The organism is Streptomyces ficellus (assembly GCF_009739905.1).
In the GTDB taxonomy this organism is placed as follows: Bacteria; Actinomycetota; Actinomycetes; order Streptomycetales; family Streptomycetaceae; genus Streptomyces; species Streptomyces ficellus_A.
In genome coordinates, this window is sequence record NZ_CP034279.1 from 7,004,171 (window position 1) to 7,019,241 (window position 15,071).

15 protein-coding genes are annotated in these 15,071 nt (G+C 72.2%); 7 read left to right on the forward strand and 8 right to left on the reverse strand.

From position 1 onward, the window contains the following. Positions 1-57: 57 nt before the first annotated feature. The 3 genes from EIZ62_RS31490 to EIZ62_RS31500 form a co-directional block, all read right to left on the reverse strand. Entirely contained in the window at positions 58-630 is a 573-nt protein-coding gene (locus EIZ62_RS31490) for a dihydrofolate reductase family protein (RefSeq protein ID WP_156696059.1), read from the reverse strand. A gap of 203 nt (positions 631-833) precedes the next feature. Then, on the reverse strand, positions 834-2,348 hold the full coding sequence (locus tag EIZ62_RS31495; protein ID WP_156696060.1) for an APC family permease: 1,515 nt from the start codon (positions 2,346-2,348) through the stop codon (positions 834-836). Positions 2,349-2,499: 151 nt separating this feature from the next. After that, complete coding sequence (locus EIZ62_RS31500) at positions 2,500-3,708, reverse strand: saccharopine dehydrogenase family protein (RefSeq protein WP_156696061.1); 1,209 nt, start codon at positions 3,706-3,708, stop codon at positions 2,500-2,502. 130 nt (positions 3,709-3,838) lie between these two features. Here EIZ62_RS31500 and EIZ62_RS31505 point away from each other — a divergent pair, with 130 nt between their 5' ends. The 3 genes from EIZ62_RS31505 to EIZ62_RS31515 all read left to right on the forward strand — a co-directional run bounded on the left by EIZ62_RS31505 (position 3,839) and on the right by EIZ62_RS31515 (position 6,861). Further along, positions 3,839-4,540: a TetR/AcrR family transcriptional regulator gene (locus tag EIZ62_RS31505; protein WP_156696062.1), complete on the forward strand. Its 702-nt coding sequence runs from the start codon at positions 3,839-3,841 to the stop codon at positions 4,538-4,540. Positions 4,541-4,573: 33 nt separating this feature from the next. Further along, positions 4,574-5,518 (forward strand): RNA polymerase sigma-70 factor, encoded by a 945-nt coding sequence (locus EIZ62_RS31510; protein WP_156696063.1) that lies wholly within the window; start codon positions 4,574-4,576, stop codon positions 5,516-5,518. A 119-nt stretch (positions 5,519-5,637) separates the two neighbouring features. Beyond that, positions 5,638-6,861 (forward strand): NAD(P)/FAD-dependent oxidoreductase, encoded by a 1,224-nt coding sequence (locus tag EIZ62_RS31515; RefSeq protein ID WP_156696064.1) that lies wholly within the window; start codon positions 5,638-5,640, stop codon positions 6,859-6,861. Between the two features lie 57 nt (positions 6,862-6,918). Here the strand turns inward: EIZ62_RS31515 and EIZ62_RS31520 are convergent, their stop codons facing one another. From EIZ62_RS31520 to EIZ62_RS31535, 4 genes are all read right to left on the reverse strand, one after another. Beyond that, positions 6,919-7,407, reverse strand: a complete 489-nt coding sequence (locus tag EIZ62_RS31520; protein WP_156696065.1) for a hypothetical protein — start codon at positions 7,405-7,407, stop codon at positions 6,919-6,921. A gap of 69 nt (positions 7,408-7,476) precedes the next feature. Next, entirely contained in the window at positions 7,477-7,908 is a 432-nt protein-coding gene (locus tag EIZ62_RS31525; protein ID WP_156696066.1) for a hypothetical protein, read from the reverse strand. A gap of 47 nt (positions 7,909-7,955) precedes the next feature. Then, complete coding sequence (locus tag EIZ62_RS31530) at positions 7,956-8,837, reverse strand: SigB/SigF/SigG family RNA polymerase sigma factor (RefSeq protein ID WP_156696067.1); 882 nt, start codon at positions 8,835-8,837, stop codon at positions 7,956-7,958. Between the two features lie 213 nt (positions 8,838-9,050). Continuing rightward, entirely contained in the window at positions 9,051-9,821 is a 771-nt protein-coding gene (locus tag EIZ62_RS31535) for a response regulator (RefSeq protein ID WP_208828118.1), read from the reverse strand. A gap of 107 nt (positions 9,822-9,928) precedes the next feature. On the opposite strand from EIZ62_RS31535, the gene EIZ62_RS31540 reads away from it, so the two are divergent. The 3 genes from EIZ62_RS31540 (at position 9,929) to EIZ62_RS32870 (ending at position 13,498) form a co-directional block, all read left to right on the forward strand. Further along, positions 9,929-11,581: a sensor histidine kinase gene (locus tag EIZ62_RS31540; RefSeq protein WP_156696068.1), complete on the forward strand. Its 1,653-nt coding sequence runs from the start codon at positions 9,929-9,931 to the stop codon at positions 11,579-11,581. Continuing rightward, positions 11,578-12,783 carry a PP2C family protein-serine/threonine phosphatase gene (locus EIZ62_RS31545; RefSeq protein ID WP_156696069.1) on the forward strand — a complete coding sequence of 402 codons (1,206 nt, stop codon included), beginning with the start codon at positions 11,578-11,580 and terminating at the stop codon, positions 12,781-12,783. The genes EIZ62_RS31540 and EIZ62_RS31545 overlap by 4 nt, the downstream gene beginning before the upstream one ends. Positions 12,784-12,970: 187 nt before the next feature. Then, a complete protein-coding gene (locus EIZ62_RS32870; protein ID WP_341873994.1) occupies positions 12,971-13,498 on the forward strand; it encodes a phospholipase in 528 nt (175 codons plus the stop codon). A 52-nt stretch (positions 13,499-13,550) separates the two neighbouring features. Here EIZ62_RS32870 and EIZ62_RS31555 read toward each other — a convergent pair whose 3' ends face one another. Further along, a complete protein-coding gene (locus EIZ62_RS31555) occupies positions 13,551-13,937 on the reverse strand; it encodes a MazG-like family protein (protein WP_425281865.1) in 387 nt (128 codons plus the stop codon). Between the two features lie 194 nt (positions 13,938-14,131). Here EIZ62_RS31555 and EIZ62_RS31560 point away from each other — a divergent pair, with 194 nt between their 5' ends. Beyond that, entirely contained in the window at positions 14,132-15,028 is an 897-nt protein-coding gene (locus EIZ62_RS31560; protein WP_156696070.1) for an SDR family oxidoreductase, read from the forward strand. Positions 15,029-15,071 lie beyond the last annotated feature (43 nt).

Here is a 15,071-nt window from a genome sequence, read left to right on the forward strand (position 1 = left end):
GCCGCACCCGCTCCCGGGTGCGGCCACCGGTCCTCGCCGCTGGGTGTACCGCCGGGTTCAGCGGACGACGTCGAAGACGTTCTTCTGCAGGCCGTTGGCGTACGCCTCGTGCTCGACGAGCTTCAGCTTCTGCGTGTCCTTGTCCGTGGCGCTGAAGAGCCGCTTGCCCGCGCCGAGGAGGAGCGGGAAGACCAGCAGGTGGTAGCGGTCGATCAGCCCGGCGTCCGAAAGGGCCTGGTTGAGGGAGGCGCTGCCGTGGACGATGATCGGACCGCCCTCGGTCCGCTTGAGCGCGGCGACGTCGTCGAGCGAGCGCAGGATCGTGGTGTCGCCCCAGTCCGTGACCAGGTCGTCCTCGGTGAGCGTGGTGGACACGACGTACTTTGGCATCACCTTGTAGCCGGCGAAGTCCGCCATGCTCGGCCACACCGCGCTGAACGCCTGGTAGCTGACGCGGCCCAGCAGCATCGCGGTGGCCTCGTCCTGTTCCCGGCTCTTGATCTCGAACGCCTCGGGGAGGAAGTCGACCTCCTTGAAGGTCCACCCGGAGTTCCGGTAACCCGGCTCGCCGCCGGGGGCCTCCATGACGCCGTCGAGCGAGACGAAAGCGGTGCTGATCAGGGTACGCATGGGGATCCTGTGCCTCTCGTAGCTGCTTGAGCGCGGTGCGGTGCGGTGGGTGTGGTGCGGTGGGTGCGCGCCTCCGCCCCGGCGGCGGCCGCGTCACACCCACGCATGATCTCTGACCACCCTTCACACCGAAACTCATCGGTCCCGGCCCGGTCCCGCCCACCACGGCCCGGCGGCCCACGGCCCCGCCGGTTCACTGCCCGTCATTCGCCCCGGCGCCGGCGGGCCGATCGCGAGCCGTCACCGTCGTCCGGAGCGGCGACGCCGGGCCGTTCCGACCAGTACGTACCGGAGAACCCGCGCCGCAGCAGCATGACGACCACTCCCGTGATCAGGATGCCCAGGCCGATGACGAGCGGCGGGCCGAGACCGAACCACGAGACACCGCTGTAACTCTGCTCGGGGTCCGCCATGTCGATGACCGCTTCGGCGAGCAGCCAGGTCAGCAGTACGGCGCCGATGACCGGTCCGGCGCCGATGAACAGGAAGTGGTGCACGCTCTTGGTCAGGTGGTGCCGGTAGTAGACGGCGCAGGCCAGGCCGGTGAGCGCGTAGTAGAACGCGATCAGCAGGGACAGGGCCGTGAGCGAGTCGAAGAGCGCGTTGGCACTGATCTGGTTCACCACCAGGTACCAGGCGATGGCCACGGCCGCCACCCACCAGGTGCTGACGTCCGGGGTGCGGAAGCGGCGGTGGATGTGGGCGAAGTGGGTGGGCAGCGCCTGCCGGCGGGCCATCGACAGCACCGTGCGGGACGCGGGGATGATCGTGGTCTGCGTCGACGCCACCGCGGAGGTGGAGACCGCCAGGAGCACGACCCAGTCCCAGCCGCCCATCACGTTCCCGGCGAGCAGGGCGAAGACGTACTCCTCCTCGCCGGCGTTCTCGGTGAGGAAGGTGGTGCCCGCGTAGGCCACCACGGCGAAGGCGACCGACACGTAGGTCACCAGCAGCACGATCGTCGACCAGACACCCGCCCGGCCGGCCGCGCTGGACGGGCCCCGGACCTCCTCGGTGAGGTTGACCGCCGACTCCCAGCCCCAGTAGGCGAACACGCCCAGCAGGAGGCCACCGGTCAGGGCCGCGCCACCGGCGCCGAACGGGTCGATCCAGCTCACCGCGGGCGTGATCGAGTCGAGCTCCGCGGTCCCGGCGTACACGCGGTAGAGGGCCACGACGGCGAACACCAGGAGACAGGCGACCTGGGCGAGGATCAGCACGTTCTGCAGCCTGGCCGACGCCTCGGTGCCGATCACGCACACCGCCGTCATGACCAGGATGAGCAGGACGGTCAGTCCCTGGCGCGCCAGGTCGTTCTCGGCCCAGCTGTCGAGGCCGACGGTGAGCAGGCCGAACGTCACCGCCACGTCCGCCAGCGACCCGATGACCAGCACACCCGTCATCGCGACGGCCCAGCCGCCGAGCCAGCCGGTCCACGGACCCATCGCCCGGGTGACCCACGAGAACGTGGTGCCGCAGTCCCTGTCGACCCGGTTGAGGTAGAAGAACGCCGACGCGATCAGCAGCATCGGCACGAAGGAGGCGATCATGATGCCCGGGGCGTAGACGCCCACGAGGGCGACGATCGGGCCGATGACCGCTGCCAGCGAATAGGCGGGGGAGGTGGAGTTCAGGCCGATGACGAGCGCGTCGGTGAAGCCGATCGCGTCGTCCTTCAGGCCGGGGGGCGGGTCGGCGCCCGCGATCTCGTCCTTCATCTTCGCTCACTTCCTCGGGGGTGGGAGTGGGAGTCGGCGTCGCCTGGTGGTGACACGATCCTCGAGCCGGGAGGTGGGCCGCGCGAGCACCCGTCCTCCGGCGTGCCGCCCCGCCGCGGCGCGGGCGGGGCGGGCGACGGCGGCGGTGCGGCTACCCGCGCATGCCCCACGGGGAGCCGTAGGCGGTCAGCAGGTCCAGGAAGGGGCGCGGCGCGAAGGCCTCGGGACCCAGCACCCCGGAGCCGCTCCACACACCGCTCGCCACCAGTTCCAGGGCGACGACCGGGTTGATGGCGGTCTGCCACACCACGGCCTGGGAGCCGTACTCGCTCATCGACCACTGGTTGTCGACCACGTGGTAGAGGTAGACCTCCCGCGGCTCGCCGTCCTTGACGCCCTTCACCCAGGTGCCGGCGCAGGTCTTGCCGTGCATGCGGTCGCCGAGCGTGGCCGGGTCGGGAAGGCACGCGGCGACCACGTCCCGCGGCGAGACCTCCGCGCCGCCGGGCAGGCGCACCGTGTCGGTCCGGTCGAGGCCCAGCTTGTGCAGGGTCTTGAGCGTCTCGATGAACTCGTTGCCCAGCCCGTACTTGAAGGTGACCCGTCCGGCCTCCACCCAGCGCGGGATGAGCAGCACCTCCTCGTGCTCGACGTTGACGCACTCCACCGGGCCGATGCCCTCGGGGAAGTCGAAGACCTCCGGCTCGCTGAAGGGTTCGGTGGTGAACCAGCCCCGGTCCTTCTCCCAGACCACCGGCGGGTTGAGACACTCCTCGATGGTGGTCCAGATGGAGAACGACGGTGCGAAGTCGTAGCCGTCGACCGTGAGGTTGGCGCCGTCCCGCACTCCGATCTCCTCGATCTCGTCGAAGAGTTCCTCCGCCGCGTAGCGGGCGAACACGTCCGAGAGGCCCGGCTCGACACCCACGCCCACCAGCGCCAGGCGGCCGCTCTCCTCCCACTCGGCCGCGCGCGCGAACTGGGCGTCGCCCAACTTGGTCCCGCACTCCTCGTAGGGGCGCGCCGGATGGGGGGCGGACAGGGACATCGCCATGTCGAGGTAGTGCGCGCCGGCCTCCAGCGCGGCCTCGAACAGCGGCATCACGAACCGCGGGTCGGTGGCGTTCAGCAGCACGTCACAACGCTGTTCGGCGAGGTACGCGGCGACGGCCGCACGGTCCGAGGCGTCGATGCGGGCCGGGCTGAACCGCCCTTCCCCGTTGTCGAGAGCGGCGACCGCCGCTTCCGCACGGGCCGGGTCGTAGTCGGCGACGATCATGTGGTCGAAGAACGAGCGGCGGGCCGCGATACGGGTGATCGCGGTGCCCACGCCACCGGCGCCCACAAGCAGAATGCGCATGGCGATGGAGCCTTTCACAGGAAGGGGCCGAAGCCCGGGAGCGCCATGAAACGAGCCCGCCGAAGACAACGTCAAGCGTGTTGGCATAAGCTCGGGGGCGGCTGCGACGACGCTGCGTGGAGGGAGCCCGATGGCGAAGCGAGTGGTGCCGGAGGCGGACCGGCGGCGCCGGAAACCGACCAAGCAGGGTGTGGTCCTGTCCGACCGGCTGATCGTCGAGACGGCCCTGCGGCTGCTGCACGAGCACGGCCGGGAAGGGCTGACGGTACGTCGCCTCGGCGCCGCGCTCGGCGCCGACCCCAGCACCCTGTACCGCTACTTCCGCGGCACCGACGACCTCACGCTGGCCATCGCCGACGAACTCGTCGGGCGCGCGATGCGCGGCTGGCGGACCACCGGGGACTGGCGTGCGGACCTGCGGGAGCTCGGCCTGCGCATCTACACCGCCTACCTCGCCCACCCCGAGGCCGCGGTCCTCACCGCCAGTCGCGTCAGCGGCCGTGCCAACGAGATCGCCGCGGACGAGGCGGTCCTGCGCGTGCTGCGCTCCACGGGCCTGCCCGACCCCGAAGTGGTCCGCGTCTACCACGCCTTCATCGACCAGACGCTCGCCTTCGCCGCGCTCGACGCCGCGAGCCTGGCCCTGCCCGAGAAGGCCCGCGCCGCCGACGAGGCGGTCTGGCGCGCGACCTACGCCCGGCTGTCCCCCGACACCCACCCGAACATCGCGGCCACGGCGCCCCTGCTGGTGGCCCGTATGAACCACAGTGCCTATCCCACCGCCCTGGACATGCTCCTGGACAGCGCCGAGGCGGCACTGAGGGGCGCCTGAAACGCCTGAACCGCGCGGGTTAGGATCCGGACCATGCCGCTGACCACGCAGGACGTGAACCGGTTCGAGGCCGCGAGGCCCCGCCTGGAGGCCATCGCCTACCGGCTCCTGGGTTCCGCGATGGAGGCCGAGGACGTCGTGCAGGAGACTTTCCTGCGCTGGCAGGCCGCCGACGTCGCACGCGTCGAGGTCCCCGAGGCGTGGCTGACGAAGGTGCTCACCAACCTGTGCCTCAACCAGCTCACCTCCGCCCGCGCCCGCCGCGAGACCTACGTGGGGCGATGGCTGCCCGAGCCGTTGCTGGAGGGGGACCCGATGCTCGGACCGGCCGAGGCCGCCGAGCAGCGGGAGTCGGTCTCGTACGCCGTCCTCACCCTGATGGAGCGGCTGTCCCCGCACGAGCGGGCGGTGTACGTGCTGCGGGAGGCGTTCGACCACCCGCACCGGGACATCGCCGCGATCCTCGACATCAGCGAGGCCGCCTGCCAGCAGCTCCTCCACCGCGCGAGGAAGCACATCGCGGACGGCAGGGCCCGGACCGAGATCGACGCGGCCGCCGCGCGCCGGGTCGTCGAGGAGTTCCTGGCCGCCGCCAGGAGCGGGCGGACCGAGCCGCTGGTGCGGCTGCTGACGGCCGACGCCGTCTCGATCGGGGACGGCGGAGGCAAGGTCCCGGCCCGCGCCAAGGCGTTCGAGGGTGCCGTCGCGGTCGCGCGGTTCATGCGGGGCCTGTTCCGGCCCGCGCCGGCCAAGCGGGCCCTCGTCGGCGGGACGGCCGAGATCCACGCGACGACCGCCAACGGCGGCCCGGCCGTCGTCGCGGTCGTCGACGGCCGGGTCGTCGGCGTCATGTGCCTGGAGGTCACCGCCGACGGCATCGCGGCGTTCCGCAACCAGGTCAACCCCGACAAGCTCCGGCGCGCGACCGGGGTGTGGGCGGGCGCCGACCACGGGGAGCCGGCGTTCGTCGCCTTCTGATTCGCACATGAATGTGACGGGGGTCACATTCTGTTCCTGTCAGGAAACGCCGGGCTGCCCGGTTCAAGGGGCGTCACCGCAGAAGGCAACAGGCGGACCCCGCAGACAGGAGCAAGACCATGCAGCACCGCATCATCGTCCTCGGCGCCGGTTACACCGGAGCGAGCGCGGCCGGCCGCCTCGCCAGGCGGCTGCACCGCGACGACGTCACCATCACCCTCGTCAACGCCGACCCCGACTTCGTCGAGCGCGTCCGGCTGCACGAGCTCGCGGTGGGGCGGCAGTTGCGGCCCCGGCCCTTCAGCGAGATGTTCCGGGGCACCGGCGTCCAGCTGCGGCTCGCCGACGTCACCCGTGTCGACGCCGACCGCAAGACCGTCACCGTCACGGGCCCGGGCACGCGCGGCGCCATGGAGGAGCTGGAGTACGACACCCTCGTGTACGCCCTCGGCAGCGGCTGGAACGACCAGGGCGTCCCCGGCGCCACCGAGCACGCCCACGAGATCGCCGGCCGCGCCGGAGCGCTCCGGCTGCGCGAGCGGCTGGCCGCCCTCGACGCCGGACAGCCGGTGGTCGTCGTCGGCGGTGGCCTCACCGGCGTGGAGGCCGCGAGCGAGATCGCCGAGGCCCGCCCGGACCTCGCCGTCTCCCTCGCCGCCCGGGGCGGCCTCGGCGACTGGCTCTCCGGCAAGGGTCGCGAGCACCTGCGGAAGGTCTTCGCCGGGCTCGGCGTCACCGTCCACGAACACGCGACCGTCACCGGCGTGGAGCCCGGCCGGGTCACCCTCGCCGACGGCCGGGCGGTCCCGGCCGCGGTGACCGTCTGGACCACCGGCTTCGCGGTGCACCCGATCGCCGCGGCGACCACCCTGGAGGTCACGGGCACGGGCCAGATCGTGGTCGACCGGACCATGCGCTCGGTCTCGCACCCGGACGTGTACGCCGTCGGCGACGCGGCCATGGCGATGGGCCCCGGAGACAAGCCGCTGCGGATGTCCTGCGCCTCCGGCACGCCCGCCGCGTGGCAGGCCGCCGACGCCATCGCGGCCCGCCTGACCGGCGGGAAGCTCCCCGACCTGCCGATCCGCTACTTCAACCAGTGCGTGTCGCTGGGCCGCAGGGAAGGCCTCATCCAGTACGTCACCGCCGACGACCGGGCCGTCGACGCCGCGCTGACCGGCCGGCTCGCCGCCGTCTACAAGGAGCTGGTCTGCAAGGGCGCGGCCTGGGGCGTCGCCCACCCGACCCTCGGCCTGCCGGTCCGCCGCCGCGTCGTGCGGGCCGTACGGGAGGAGGCGGCGGCCCGGACCGCACCGGCCGTCAGGACGTCGACACCGGCCTGAGCGCCCCGCGCGCGCCGGGACGCGCGCCGGGACGCGCGCCGGGACGCGGGGGCGGGCTCACCACCGCACGGTGAGCGAGCCGCCGACGGGCAGCGCGTGCCAGCGCGCCGCGTACACGTCGAAGCGGTCCACGATCCGCTCCACCACCGGTGGGACGGCCACCGGGGCGAGGTACGCCGGCAGGTGCGCGATGTGGCCCTGGCGCAGCTCCCAGACCGGTAGCGCGATCATGGCCAGTTCCTCGGACCTGGCCATGTCGGCACGCTCCCGCGGCGTCGGCCTCTGCCCCTTCGACCTGCGGCGGCGACCGGCCCTGCGGCGCTCCGCCGGATCGGCGGGCCAGAACAGCCCGTTGTCACCGGCCGCGAGCCGTCCGAAGACCCCGCCCCGCAGGCCGGCCTCGGCCTCGACCAGCAGATGCACCAGGTCGTGCGGCAGATGGGCGTGGCCGCCCGGACCGTTGCGCGGCGCCAGTTCGGGGCCGCGCTCGCGCTGGACGGCGATGTCGTACGAGATGCCGGGTCCCTTGGTGAACGTGACGCGCATACGCGGCACCGTACGCCCGGGCCGGCCGCGCCCGCACACGGTTTTCGTGGGTCGGTCGGACGGAGCCGGTTATTCGGGCTTGCCCAGGGACCAGCCCGACACGTCGCCCAGCCGGCCGCGCCACAGCGGCATGACCACCGCCCTGCCCGTCGCGGCGACGGAGGTGGCGTCGCGCAGGTGCAGCCACTGGGGGAGGCCCTGTCCGGCCAGGTGCCCCCGTTCGTCGGCGACCACCTGGTCCACCTGTTCGGGGAACCGTTCCAGCAGTTGGGCACCGGGACCGTCGACACCGCGCAGCCTGCGTGCCCAGTCGGTCGTCCAGGCCTCGTGGGAGATTAGGTCCCCGTAGAGCAGGCCGCCCCCGATGACCAGGGTCAGGGGCAGCGCGGCCTGCGGGTCCTGGCCGACCAGGCGGACCAGCATCTGGAGCTGCACATCCGGCACCGGCCCGGTCACGGCGGGGGCGGCCGGTTCGTGAGGTGCGTCGTGCTCGGCGGGCATGCCGGGGCGTCCTTTCTCCGGGAGGGGCGCTGGTGTGGTGGTGCGGGTCACTGGCCCAGGAGGCCGGTGCGCAGTTCGGTGAGCGTGCGGGCGAGCAGCCGTGAGACGTGCATCTGGGACAGGCCCAGGTGGCGGCCGATGTCCGCCTGGGTCATCTCCTGGCCGAAGCGCATCTCGAGGATGGCCCGTTCTCGGTCGTCGAGCCGCCGCAGCAGCGGGCCGAGCGCGTGCAGGTCCTCGAACAGCTCCAGGGCGGGGTCCGGTCCGCCGATCGTCTCCGCGTACCCGGGTCCGCCGCCGTCGCCCGCTTCGTCGTCGCCGGCCCGGGTGTCGAGGGACCCGGCGACATGGCCGTTGGCGGCCACGAGCCCCTCGACGACCTTCTCCTCCGCCATGTCCAGATGCGCCGCGAGTTCCCGCACCGTGGGCGGCCGGTTCAGCGCCGTGGCGAGGACCTCCCTGCTCCGGGCGAGGGTGAAACGCAGCTCCTGCAGATGCCGAGGGACGTGCACCGCCCAGGTGGCGTCGCGGAAGAAGCGTTTGATCTCGCCGACGATGCAGGGGATCGCGAAGGAGGTGAACTCGACCTCGCGAGACAGGTCGAACCGGTCGATCGCCTTGATCAGACCGATGGTGCCGACCTGCGTGATGTCCTCCGTCTCGCCGTTGCCCCGGTCGCGGAAGCGGCGCACGGCGAAACCGACCAGGGACAGGTTCATCTCGATCAGCGTGCCGCGGACGTACTGGTACTCCCCGGTGCCCTCCTCCAGGGTCCGCAGCCGCGCGAGGAAGACGCGGGACAGCGCCCGCGCGTCCCCGGGGGCGACGTCGGCGGCGTCCTCGATCCACGGCAGGTCCTCCGGGACACCGGACGGCTCCGGGCCCGGGCCGACGGCCGTGGTCGCGTGGCTGTTCACGGAGGACGTCATGACGCCGCCTTCGTCGGAGAGCAGGGCAAGCGACTCCTGCCCGCACCGGACGCATGCATGTCCGCCCGGTGAAAAACCCCGTCAGAACCCCACGGACCGGGCCGGATACGGCCCGGACCGGCGAACACACGTCACGGTGTCGTACGCCGGTACGACCTCGGTACGACTTCCGTGTGGCGTCGGCGCGACCGACCGACCGCCTGCCCGCCCGGGTCAGGGGCGGGGCCGGGTGGCGGTGTCGAGGTAGAAGGCGTCGATGCTCTGCACGGCCTGCTCGAACTGCTCCAGGTTCACCGGCTTGGTCACGTACGCGTTGGCGTGGCTGCTGTACGCGCCGGTCACGTCGTCCGGGGCGGTGGACGTCGTGAGGACGACCACGGGGATGGTCTGCAGGTCCTCGTCGGTCTTGAGGACCTTCAGCAGCTCGCGCCCGTTCATCCGGGGCATGTTCAGGTCGAGCACGATGAGGTCGGGCCGCGGGGTGTCCGGGGCGCGCAGGTGCTCCAGCGCGGCGACCCCGTCCGTGACCTGGACCAGGTTGCGGGCCCCGCGCTCGGAGAGGGCTTCCTCGATGAGCATGGCGTCGGCGACGTCGTCCTCGACGAGCAGGACGTCGAAGGGGCGGGCGGGGGTGGGGGTCATCGGATGCTCCGTGGGTCGGTCGTGGGAGTGGTGGAAGAGCCCCGGCCAGCGGCGTCGGGCGCCCTGGCGGGTCATGCCGCAGGCCGCGCCGATCTGCGGGTAGCCGGCTCCGGCGCGGGCGGCCGCCACGGCCGCCTCCCGCTGGAGCCGTTCGGTGGCTTGCTGGAGGTGGTCCAGCATGTGGAGCATGGCCAGCGCCGGTGCCGGGTCGTCCGGCGCCGGGTGCGACGAGGCTTCCAACAGTTGGTCGGAGAGGCGCTGCGCAAGATCACCGACCGCCGCATCCGCGAGGGCGGCCGTCTCCTGCGGGGTGGTCCGCAATTCGAAGTTCTTGCCTGGCACACCCGGCACTCTAGGTCCCAAGGCCGCCCCGCGACAACAAGCGTTGTCGCCCTCTAAAGTGTCCTGGTCGCACCTCCAGGCGGCTGTCACAGCGAGGAGTCCACGAGATGACCGGCGATGAGAAGCAACCGCGAGCGCGGGGCATGTCCGCGTGGACGACGCGGCGGTGGCTTCGCATGGGCGCGGCCGTGTCCCTGGTGGTCCTGACCCTGCTCGGAGCGACCGGAGCGTGGGTCCTGTCACGGACCGAGTCGATCAGCGAGGAACTCGTCGACGTACGCACTCCCGCCCTGACCACCGCGATCCGCCTCGAGTCGGCCATCCTCAACCAGGAGACCGGCATCCGCGGGTACGGGCTCACCGGCACGCCCGAGTTCCTGGGCCCCTACCGGCAGGGGCTCGCCGAGGAGCGGGCGAACCACGCCCGGCTGTCGCGGCTGCTCCGCGGCCACCCCGCCGGTCTGGCCGACCTCAAGGCGGTACGGACGGCCCTGTCCGGGTGGCAGGAGAGGGTCGCACGCCCCGTGGCCGCCGAACCGCCCGGCTCGCCCTCGCGCCTGGCCACCGAGCGGGCGGCCGAGGGCAAGGAGGCCTTCGACGAGGTACGGGCGGCCCTGCGCGGCCAGCAGGAACGCCTGCGCGCGGACAGTGCCCGGACGAACGACGACCTGATGGCCACCCTGGTGGTCCGGAACTGGGTGTTCAGCGCCATCGCGGTGCTCGTCGTCGTCCTCACGGCGCTGATCTTCGAGGGGCTGCGCCGCGGCATCAACGAGCCGCTGGAACAGCTCGGCGCCGACGCCCGCACCATCGCCGGGGGTGACTTCGACCACCCCATCACCCCGACCGGACCGGCCGACCTGCGGCGCCTGAGCGGCGAGATCGACTCGATGCGCCGCCGCCTGGTGCGGGAACTGGCCTTCGTCGAGGAGGCGCGCGTCCGGCTGGACGCCCAGGCCGCGGACCTCCAGCGGTCCAACGCCGAGCTGGAACAGTTCGCGTACGTGGCCTCGCACGACCTCCAGGAGCCGCTGCGCAAGGTCTCCAGCTTCACCCAGCTCCTCCAGCGGCGCTACGGCGGACAGCTGGACGCCCGCGCCGACCAGTACATCGACTTCGCCGTCGACGGCGCGAACCGCATGCAGAAGCTCATCAACGACCTGCTCGACTTCTCCCGGGTCGGCAGGCTGCACAACGCCCACCAGAGCGTCGATCTGGAAACCGTCCTGGAGGGCACCCTGTCCGCGCTCAGCGTCGGCATCGAGGAGGCCGGCGCGACGATCACCCACGATCCGCTGCCCACCCTGGTCGCCGACCCCACCCAGATGGGCATGCTCTGGCAGAACCTGATCGGAAACGCCGTCAAGTTCCACCGCCCGGACGAGCCCCCGAAGATCCATGTGACGGCCGCCCGCGAGGGCGAGCTGTGGCGGTTCACCGTCACCGACAACGGCATCGGCATCGCCCCCGAGTACGCCGACAAGATCTTCGTGATCTTCCAGCGGCTGCACACCAAGGACGTCTACTCCGGCAGCGGCATCGGCCTCGCGATGTGCAAGAAGATCGTCGAGTTCCACGGCGGCACCATCGGCGTCGACACCGACTATCGCGACGGCGCCCGCATCACGTTCACCCTGGCGCCCGAGCCGGCGGAGAGCACCGGCCCGTCCGCCCTCCCCGAGTCCGATCGTTCCCAGTCCGACCGGTCCGAGTCCGAGCGCTCCGAGTCCGATCGCTCCGACCCCGAGCCCGCCCGATGACCGCGGCGACCGTGACCGGCCCCGCGGCAGCCGCCGGCGAGCCGACGTACCGCATCCTGCTGATCGAGGACGACCTGGGCGACGCCCTGCTCGTCGAGGAGCTGCTGTACGACACCGGGCTGCGGTACGAGCTGATCACCCGGCCCACCCTGGCCGAGGCGCGCACCGCGCTGGCCGGCACCGCGATCGACTGCATCCTCCTCGACCTCCACCTGCCCGACGTGTCGGGCATCGACGCGGTCGCCGCCGTCCGTGCCCTCGCCCCGCACACCGCGGTCATCGTCCTGACCGGCCTCTCCGAGGCCCAGGCGGGCACCGACGCCATGGCCGCCGGAGCCCAGGACTACCTCGTCAAGGGGAAGGTCGAGGCGGACCTGCTGTACCGGACGGTGCGCTACGCCGTCTACCGCAGCCAGACCGAACGCGCCGGCGCCGAGGCCCAGGCCGCCCGGCTGCGGGCCGAGGAGAACGCCCGGCTGGAGCGCGGACTGCTGCCGCAGCCGATCCTCGACACCTCCACGGTGACGGTGACCTCCCGCTACCTGCCCGGGGCGTCGATGGCCCTGCTCGGCGGGGACTTCCTCGACGTCGTCGAAGGTGACGAGGGACTGCTGCACGCCGTCATCGGCGACGTCAGCGGACACGGCCCCGACGCCGCCGCCCTCGGCGTCTGCCTCCGCATCGCCTGGCGCTCCCTCGTGCTCGGCGGCCACCGCGGCGACGACCTGCTGCACCTCATGGAACGCATCCTGATCGCCGAACGCGGCACCCGTCACATGTTCGCCACCTGCACCATCCTCACCCTCGACCAGAAGGCCGCCACCGCCACCCTCCACCTCGCCGGGCACCACGAACCCCTCCTCACCACACCCGAAGGCACCAGAGAACTCACCGCCGCCCACGGCGTCGCCCTGGGCATCGCCCCCGAACTGCGCAGCTGGCCGGCCACGGTCCTCGCGCTCCCGGCCACCGGAGCCCTCACCCTCTACACCGACGGCCTCACCGAAGGCCACAACGGCGCCACCAAGGAGCGGCTCGGCGTCGAAGGGCTGCTCGCGCTGATCGGGAACCAGCCCACCGCGGACCCGGCCGCCCACGTCGACCTTCTCATCAAGGAGGCCAACGAGCTGAACGCCGGACGGCACACCGACGACGTGGCCGTGCTCCGCCTCGACTGGGGCACCCGGCCCACCCGGCCCTGACCGCCGCAGGCCGCGACGCCCCCGGTTCTCACAACTGACCGCATCCCACGGACAGTTGTGTGCATTCAAGGGGCGGTTTGCGTCCCCGGGAGATGCGTTCGTATGTACGATTACCTTCGCTGCGCGATCAAGGTCGCGTGGACCTCCGGGGTGACCACCCGGACGGCAACGAGGGGAAGAGACAACAGTGCAGAAGTTCAGCAACTCCCTGGCGGGCGCAACGCTCGGCAGCATCCTGGTGTTCTCGCTCGCCACCCCGGCGGTGGCCGGAAGCGTGTCCGCCGACGGTACGACCACGGCCGCGGCGGCCGCCGCGCCCACCAAGGCCCAGAAGCTCAAGCGGCTCTCGCACCTGACGGCCGCGAGCCAGGACGCGGCCGGCGACTGGACGGTGGACCGGGAGAAGTGGCGGACCACCGGAAGCAACAAGTACGGCTTCAACTGGAAGACCGACGGCTGCTCCGGCGCGTCCGACAACCCGGGCGGCTTCCACTTCTGGGCGGCCTGTGCGCGTCATGACTTCGGATACCGCAACTACAAGAAGCTGAACGCCTTCACCGGCGCGAACAAGAAGCGGGTCGACAAGACGTTCCTGTACGACATGAACTGGACCTGCGACAAGCAGTGGGGCCCGATCACCCAGGCCCAGCGCAAGGCGTGCCGCAAGGTCGCCAAGAAGTACTACGACGCGGTCGTGGCCTTCGGCCACCTCTGAGCCGCGCGACCCGGGCGTCCCTGACCCTGCTGGGGTCAGGGACGCCCCGGTCCTACCGCACGTCCGGCCCGCTGCCCAGAGCCCGGCGCACCAGGTACCGCACCCGGGCGTCCAGGACGTCCTCCGGCCGCGGGGTGATCGTGGCGAGCGCCACCATGGCCGTCACGATCACATCGGCGAGTTCCTCCTCGACGTCACCCCAGGAGTGGGAAGCGCCCTTGCGAGGGTTGACGCCCAGCGCCCCGTGGACGGCCTCCGCCACTTCCCCCACCTCCTCGCTGATCTTGAAGATGCGCAGCAGCCGCACGTCCCCCGCCTCCGGTGACCCGGCCTCCGCGTCCAGCCATCCCCGCAGCCGCTGCACACCGCCCCAGACGCGGTCCGTGCCACCCGCGCCGTCCGCGCCATGCATGACGTCGCTGCCGTCCATGCCGTCCATACGCACTTCCTCGTGAACTCGCGCCGGTCGGAGTGATGCCCGACGCGGACGGTACGCGTCCGGCTCCCCGCTCCGGAACGCCCATCGTCGACGCGCTGCCGTGCCGGGAACGCGACGGCATGATCGGATGGGCGGGAGCCGGCGCCCGCAGGGCCGTCCGGCAGCCGGTACCGGACCGAACAGGGAGAACCGTCATGGGCCAGTCGGACGCCTTGCGGGGACGAACGGCCGTCGTCACCGGCGCGGCCCGCGGGCTGGGCGCCGCCCTGGCACGGGAACTCGCCAACCGCGGCATGCGGGTGGCGCTGCTCGGGCTGGAGGCTGAACGCCTGGAGAAGGCCGCCCGGCCACTGCCCGTCGAGACGCGCTGCTACGCCGTCGACGTCACCGACGACGAGGCGATGCGCCGCACCGCCGAGGCCGTCACCGACGACCTGGGCGCCCCCTCCGTCGTGATCGCCAACGCCGGAGTCGCCGAGGGCGGCCCCTTCGCGACCTCGGACGCGGCGAGCTGGCGACGCGTCATCGAGGTCAACCTGATCGGCAGCGCCATCACCGCCCGCTCCTTCCTGCCCGGCCTGCTGGCCTCGCACGGCTACTTCCTGCAGGTCGCCTCCACCGCGGCATTCGGCTCCGCACCCATGATGAGCGCCTACTGCGCCTCGAAGGCAGGCGTGGAGTCGTTCGCCCAGTCCCTGCGCGCCGAGCTGGCCCACCAGCGCATCGGCGTGGGCATCGCGTACGTGCACTGGACGGACACCGACATGATCCGCGACGCCGACCGCCACACCGTGCTGCGCGAGCTGCGCGCCCACATGCCGCCCGGCGCCCGCAAGACCTACCCGGTCCAGCGCGTCGCCTCCTGGGTCGCCCAGGGCGTCGACCACAAGTCCGCGACCGTCTACGCGCCGCCCTGGCTGCGGCTCGTCCAGCCCCTGCGGCCACTCTTCCCGTACGCCGTCACCGCCGTATCGCGCCGCGCCCTGCCCCGCCTCGCCCGCGACAGCTCGGTGGAGCCCACCGGCCTGCTGGGCGTCGGCGGACGGGCGGACTGGCACGCACTGCGGCGTCACCGCTCGGAGCACCAGTGACAGGGGGCACCAGTGGCACGGGGCACCAGTGACACGGGCGTCC

Bases quoted from the DNA above. Each gene is read 5' to 3' on its own strand.
- EIZ62_RS31490 (WP_156696059.1), bottom strand. From the start codon at position 630: ATGCGTACCCTGATCAGCACCGCTTTCGTCTCGCTCGACGGCGTCATG.
- EIZ62_RS31495 (WP_156696060.1), bottom strand. From the start codon at position 2,348: ATGAAGGACGAGATCGCGGGCGCCGACCCGCCCCCCGGCCTGAAGGAC.
- EIZ62_RS31500 (WP_156696061.1), bottom strand. From the start codon at position 3,708: ATGCGCATTCTGCTTGTGGGCGCCGGTGGCGTGGGCACCGCGATCACC.
- EIZ62_RS31505 (WP_156696062.1), top strand. From the start codon at position 3,839: ATGGCGAAGCGAGTGGTGCCGGAGGCGGACCGGCGGCGCCGGAAACCG.
- EIZ62_RS31510 (WP_156696063.1), top strand. From the start codon at position 4,574: ATGCCGCTGACCACGCAGGACGTGAACCGGTTCGAGGCCGCGAGGCCC.
- EIZ62_RS31515 (WP_156696064.1), top strand. From the start codon at position 5,638: ATGCAGCACCGCATCATCGTCCTCGGCGCCGGTTACACCGGAGCGAGC.
- EIZ62_RS31520 (WP_156696065.1), bottom strand. From the start codon at position 7,407: ATGCGCGTCACGTTCACCAAGGGACCCGGCATCTCGTACGACATCGCC.
- EIZ62_RS31525 (WP_156696066.1), bottom strand. From the start codon at position 7,908: ATGCCCGCCGAGCACGACGCACCTCACGAACCGGCCGCCCCCGCCGTG.
- EIZ62_RS31530 (WP_156696067.1), bottom strand. From the start codon at position 8,837: ATGACGTCCTCCGTGAACAGCCACGCGACCACGGCCGTCGGCCCGGGC.
- EIZ62_RS31540 (WP_156696068.1), top strand. From the start codon at position 9,929: ATGACCGGCGATGAGAAGCAACCGCGAGCGCGGGGCATGTCCGCGTGG.
- EIZ62_RS31545 (WP_156696069.1), top strand. From the start codon at position 11,578: ATGACCGCGGCGACCGTGACCGGCCCCGCGGCAGCCGCCGGCGAGCCG.
- EIZ62_RS31555 (WP_425281865.1), bottom strand. From the start codon at position 13,937: ATGGACGGCATGGACGGCAGCGACGTCATGCATGGCGCGGACGGCGCG.
- EIZ62_RS31560 (WP_156696070.1), top strand. From the start codon at position 14,132: ATGGGCCAGTCGGACGCCTTGCGGGGACGAACGGCCGTCGTCACCGGC.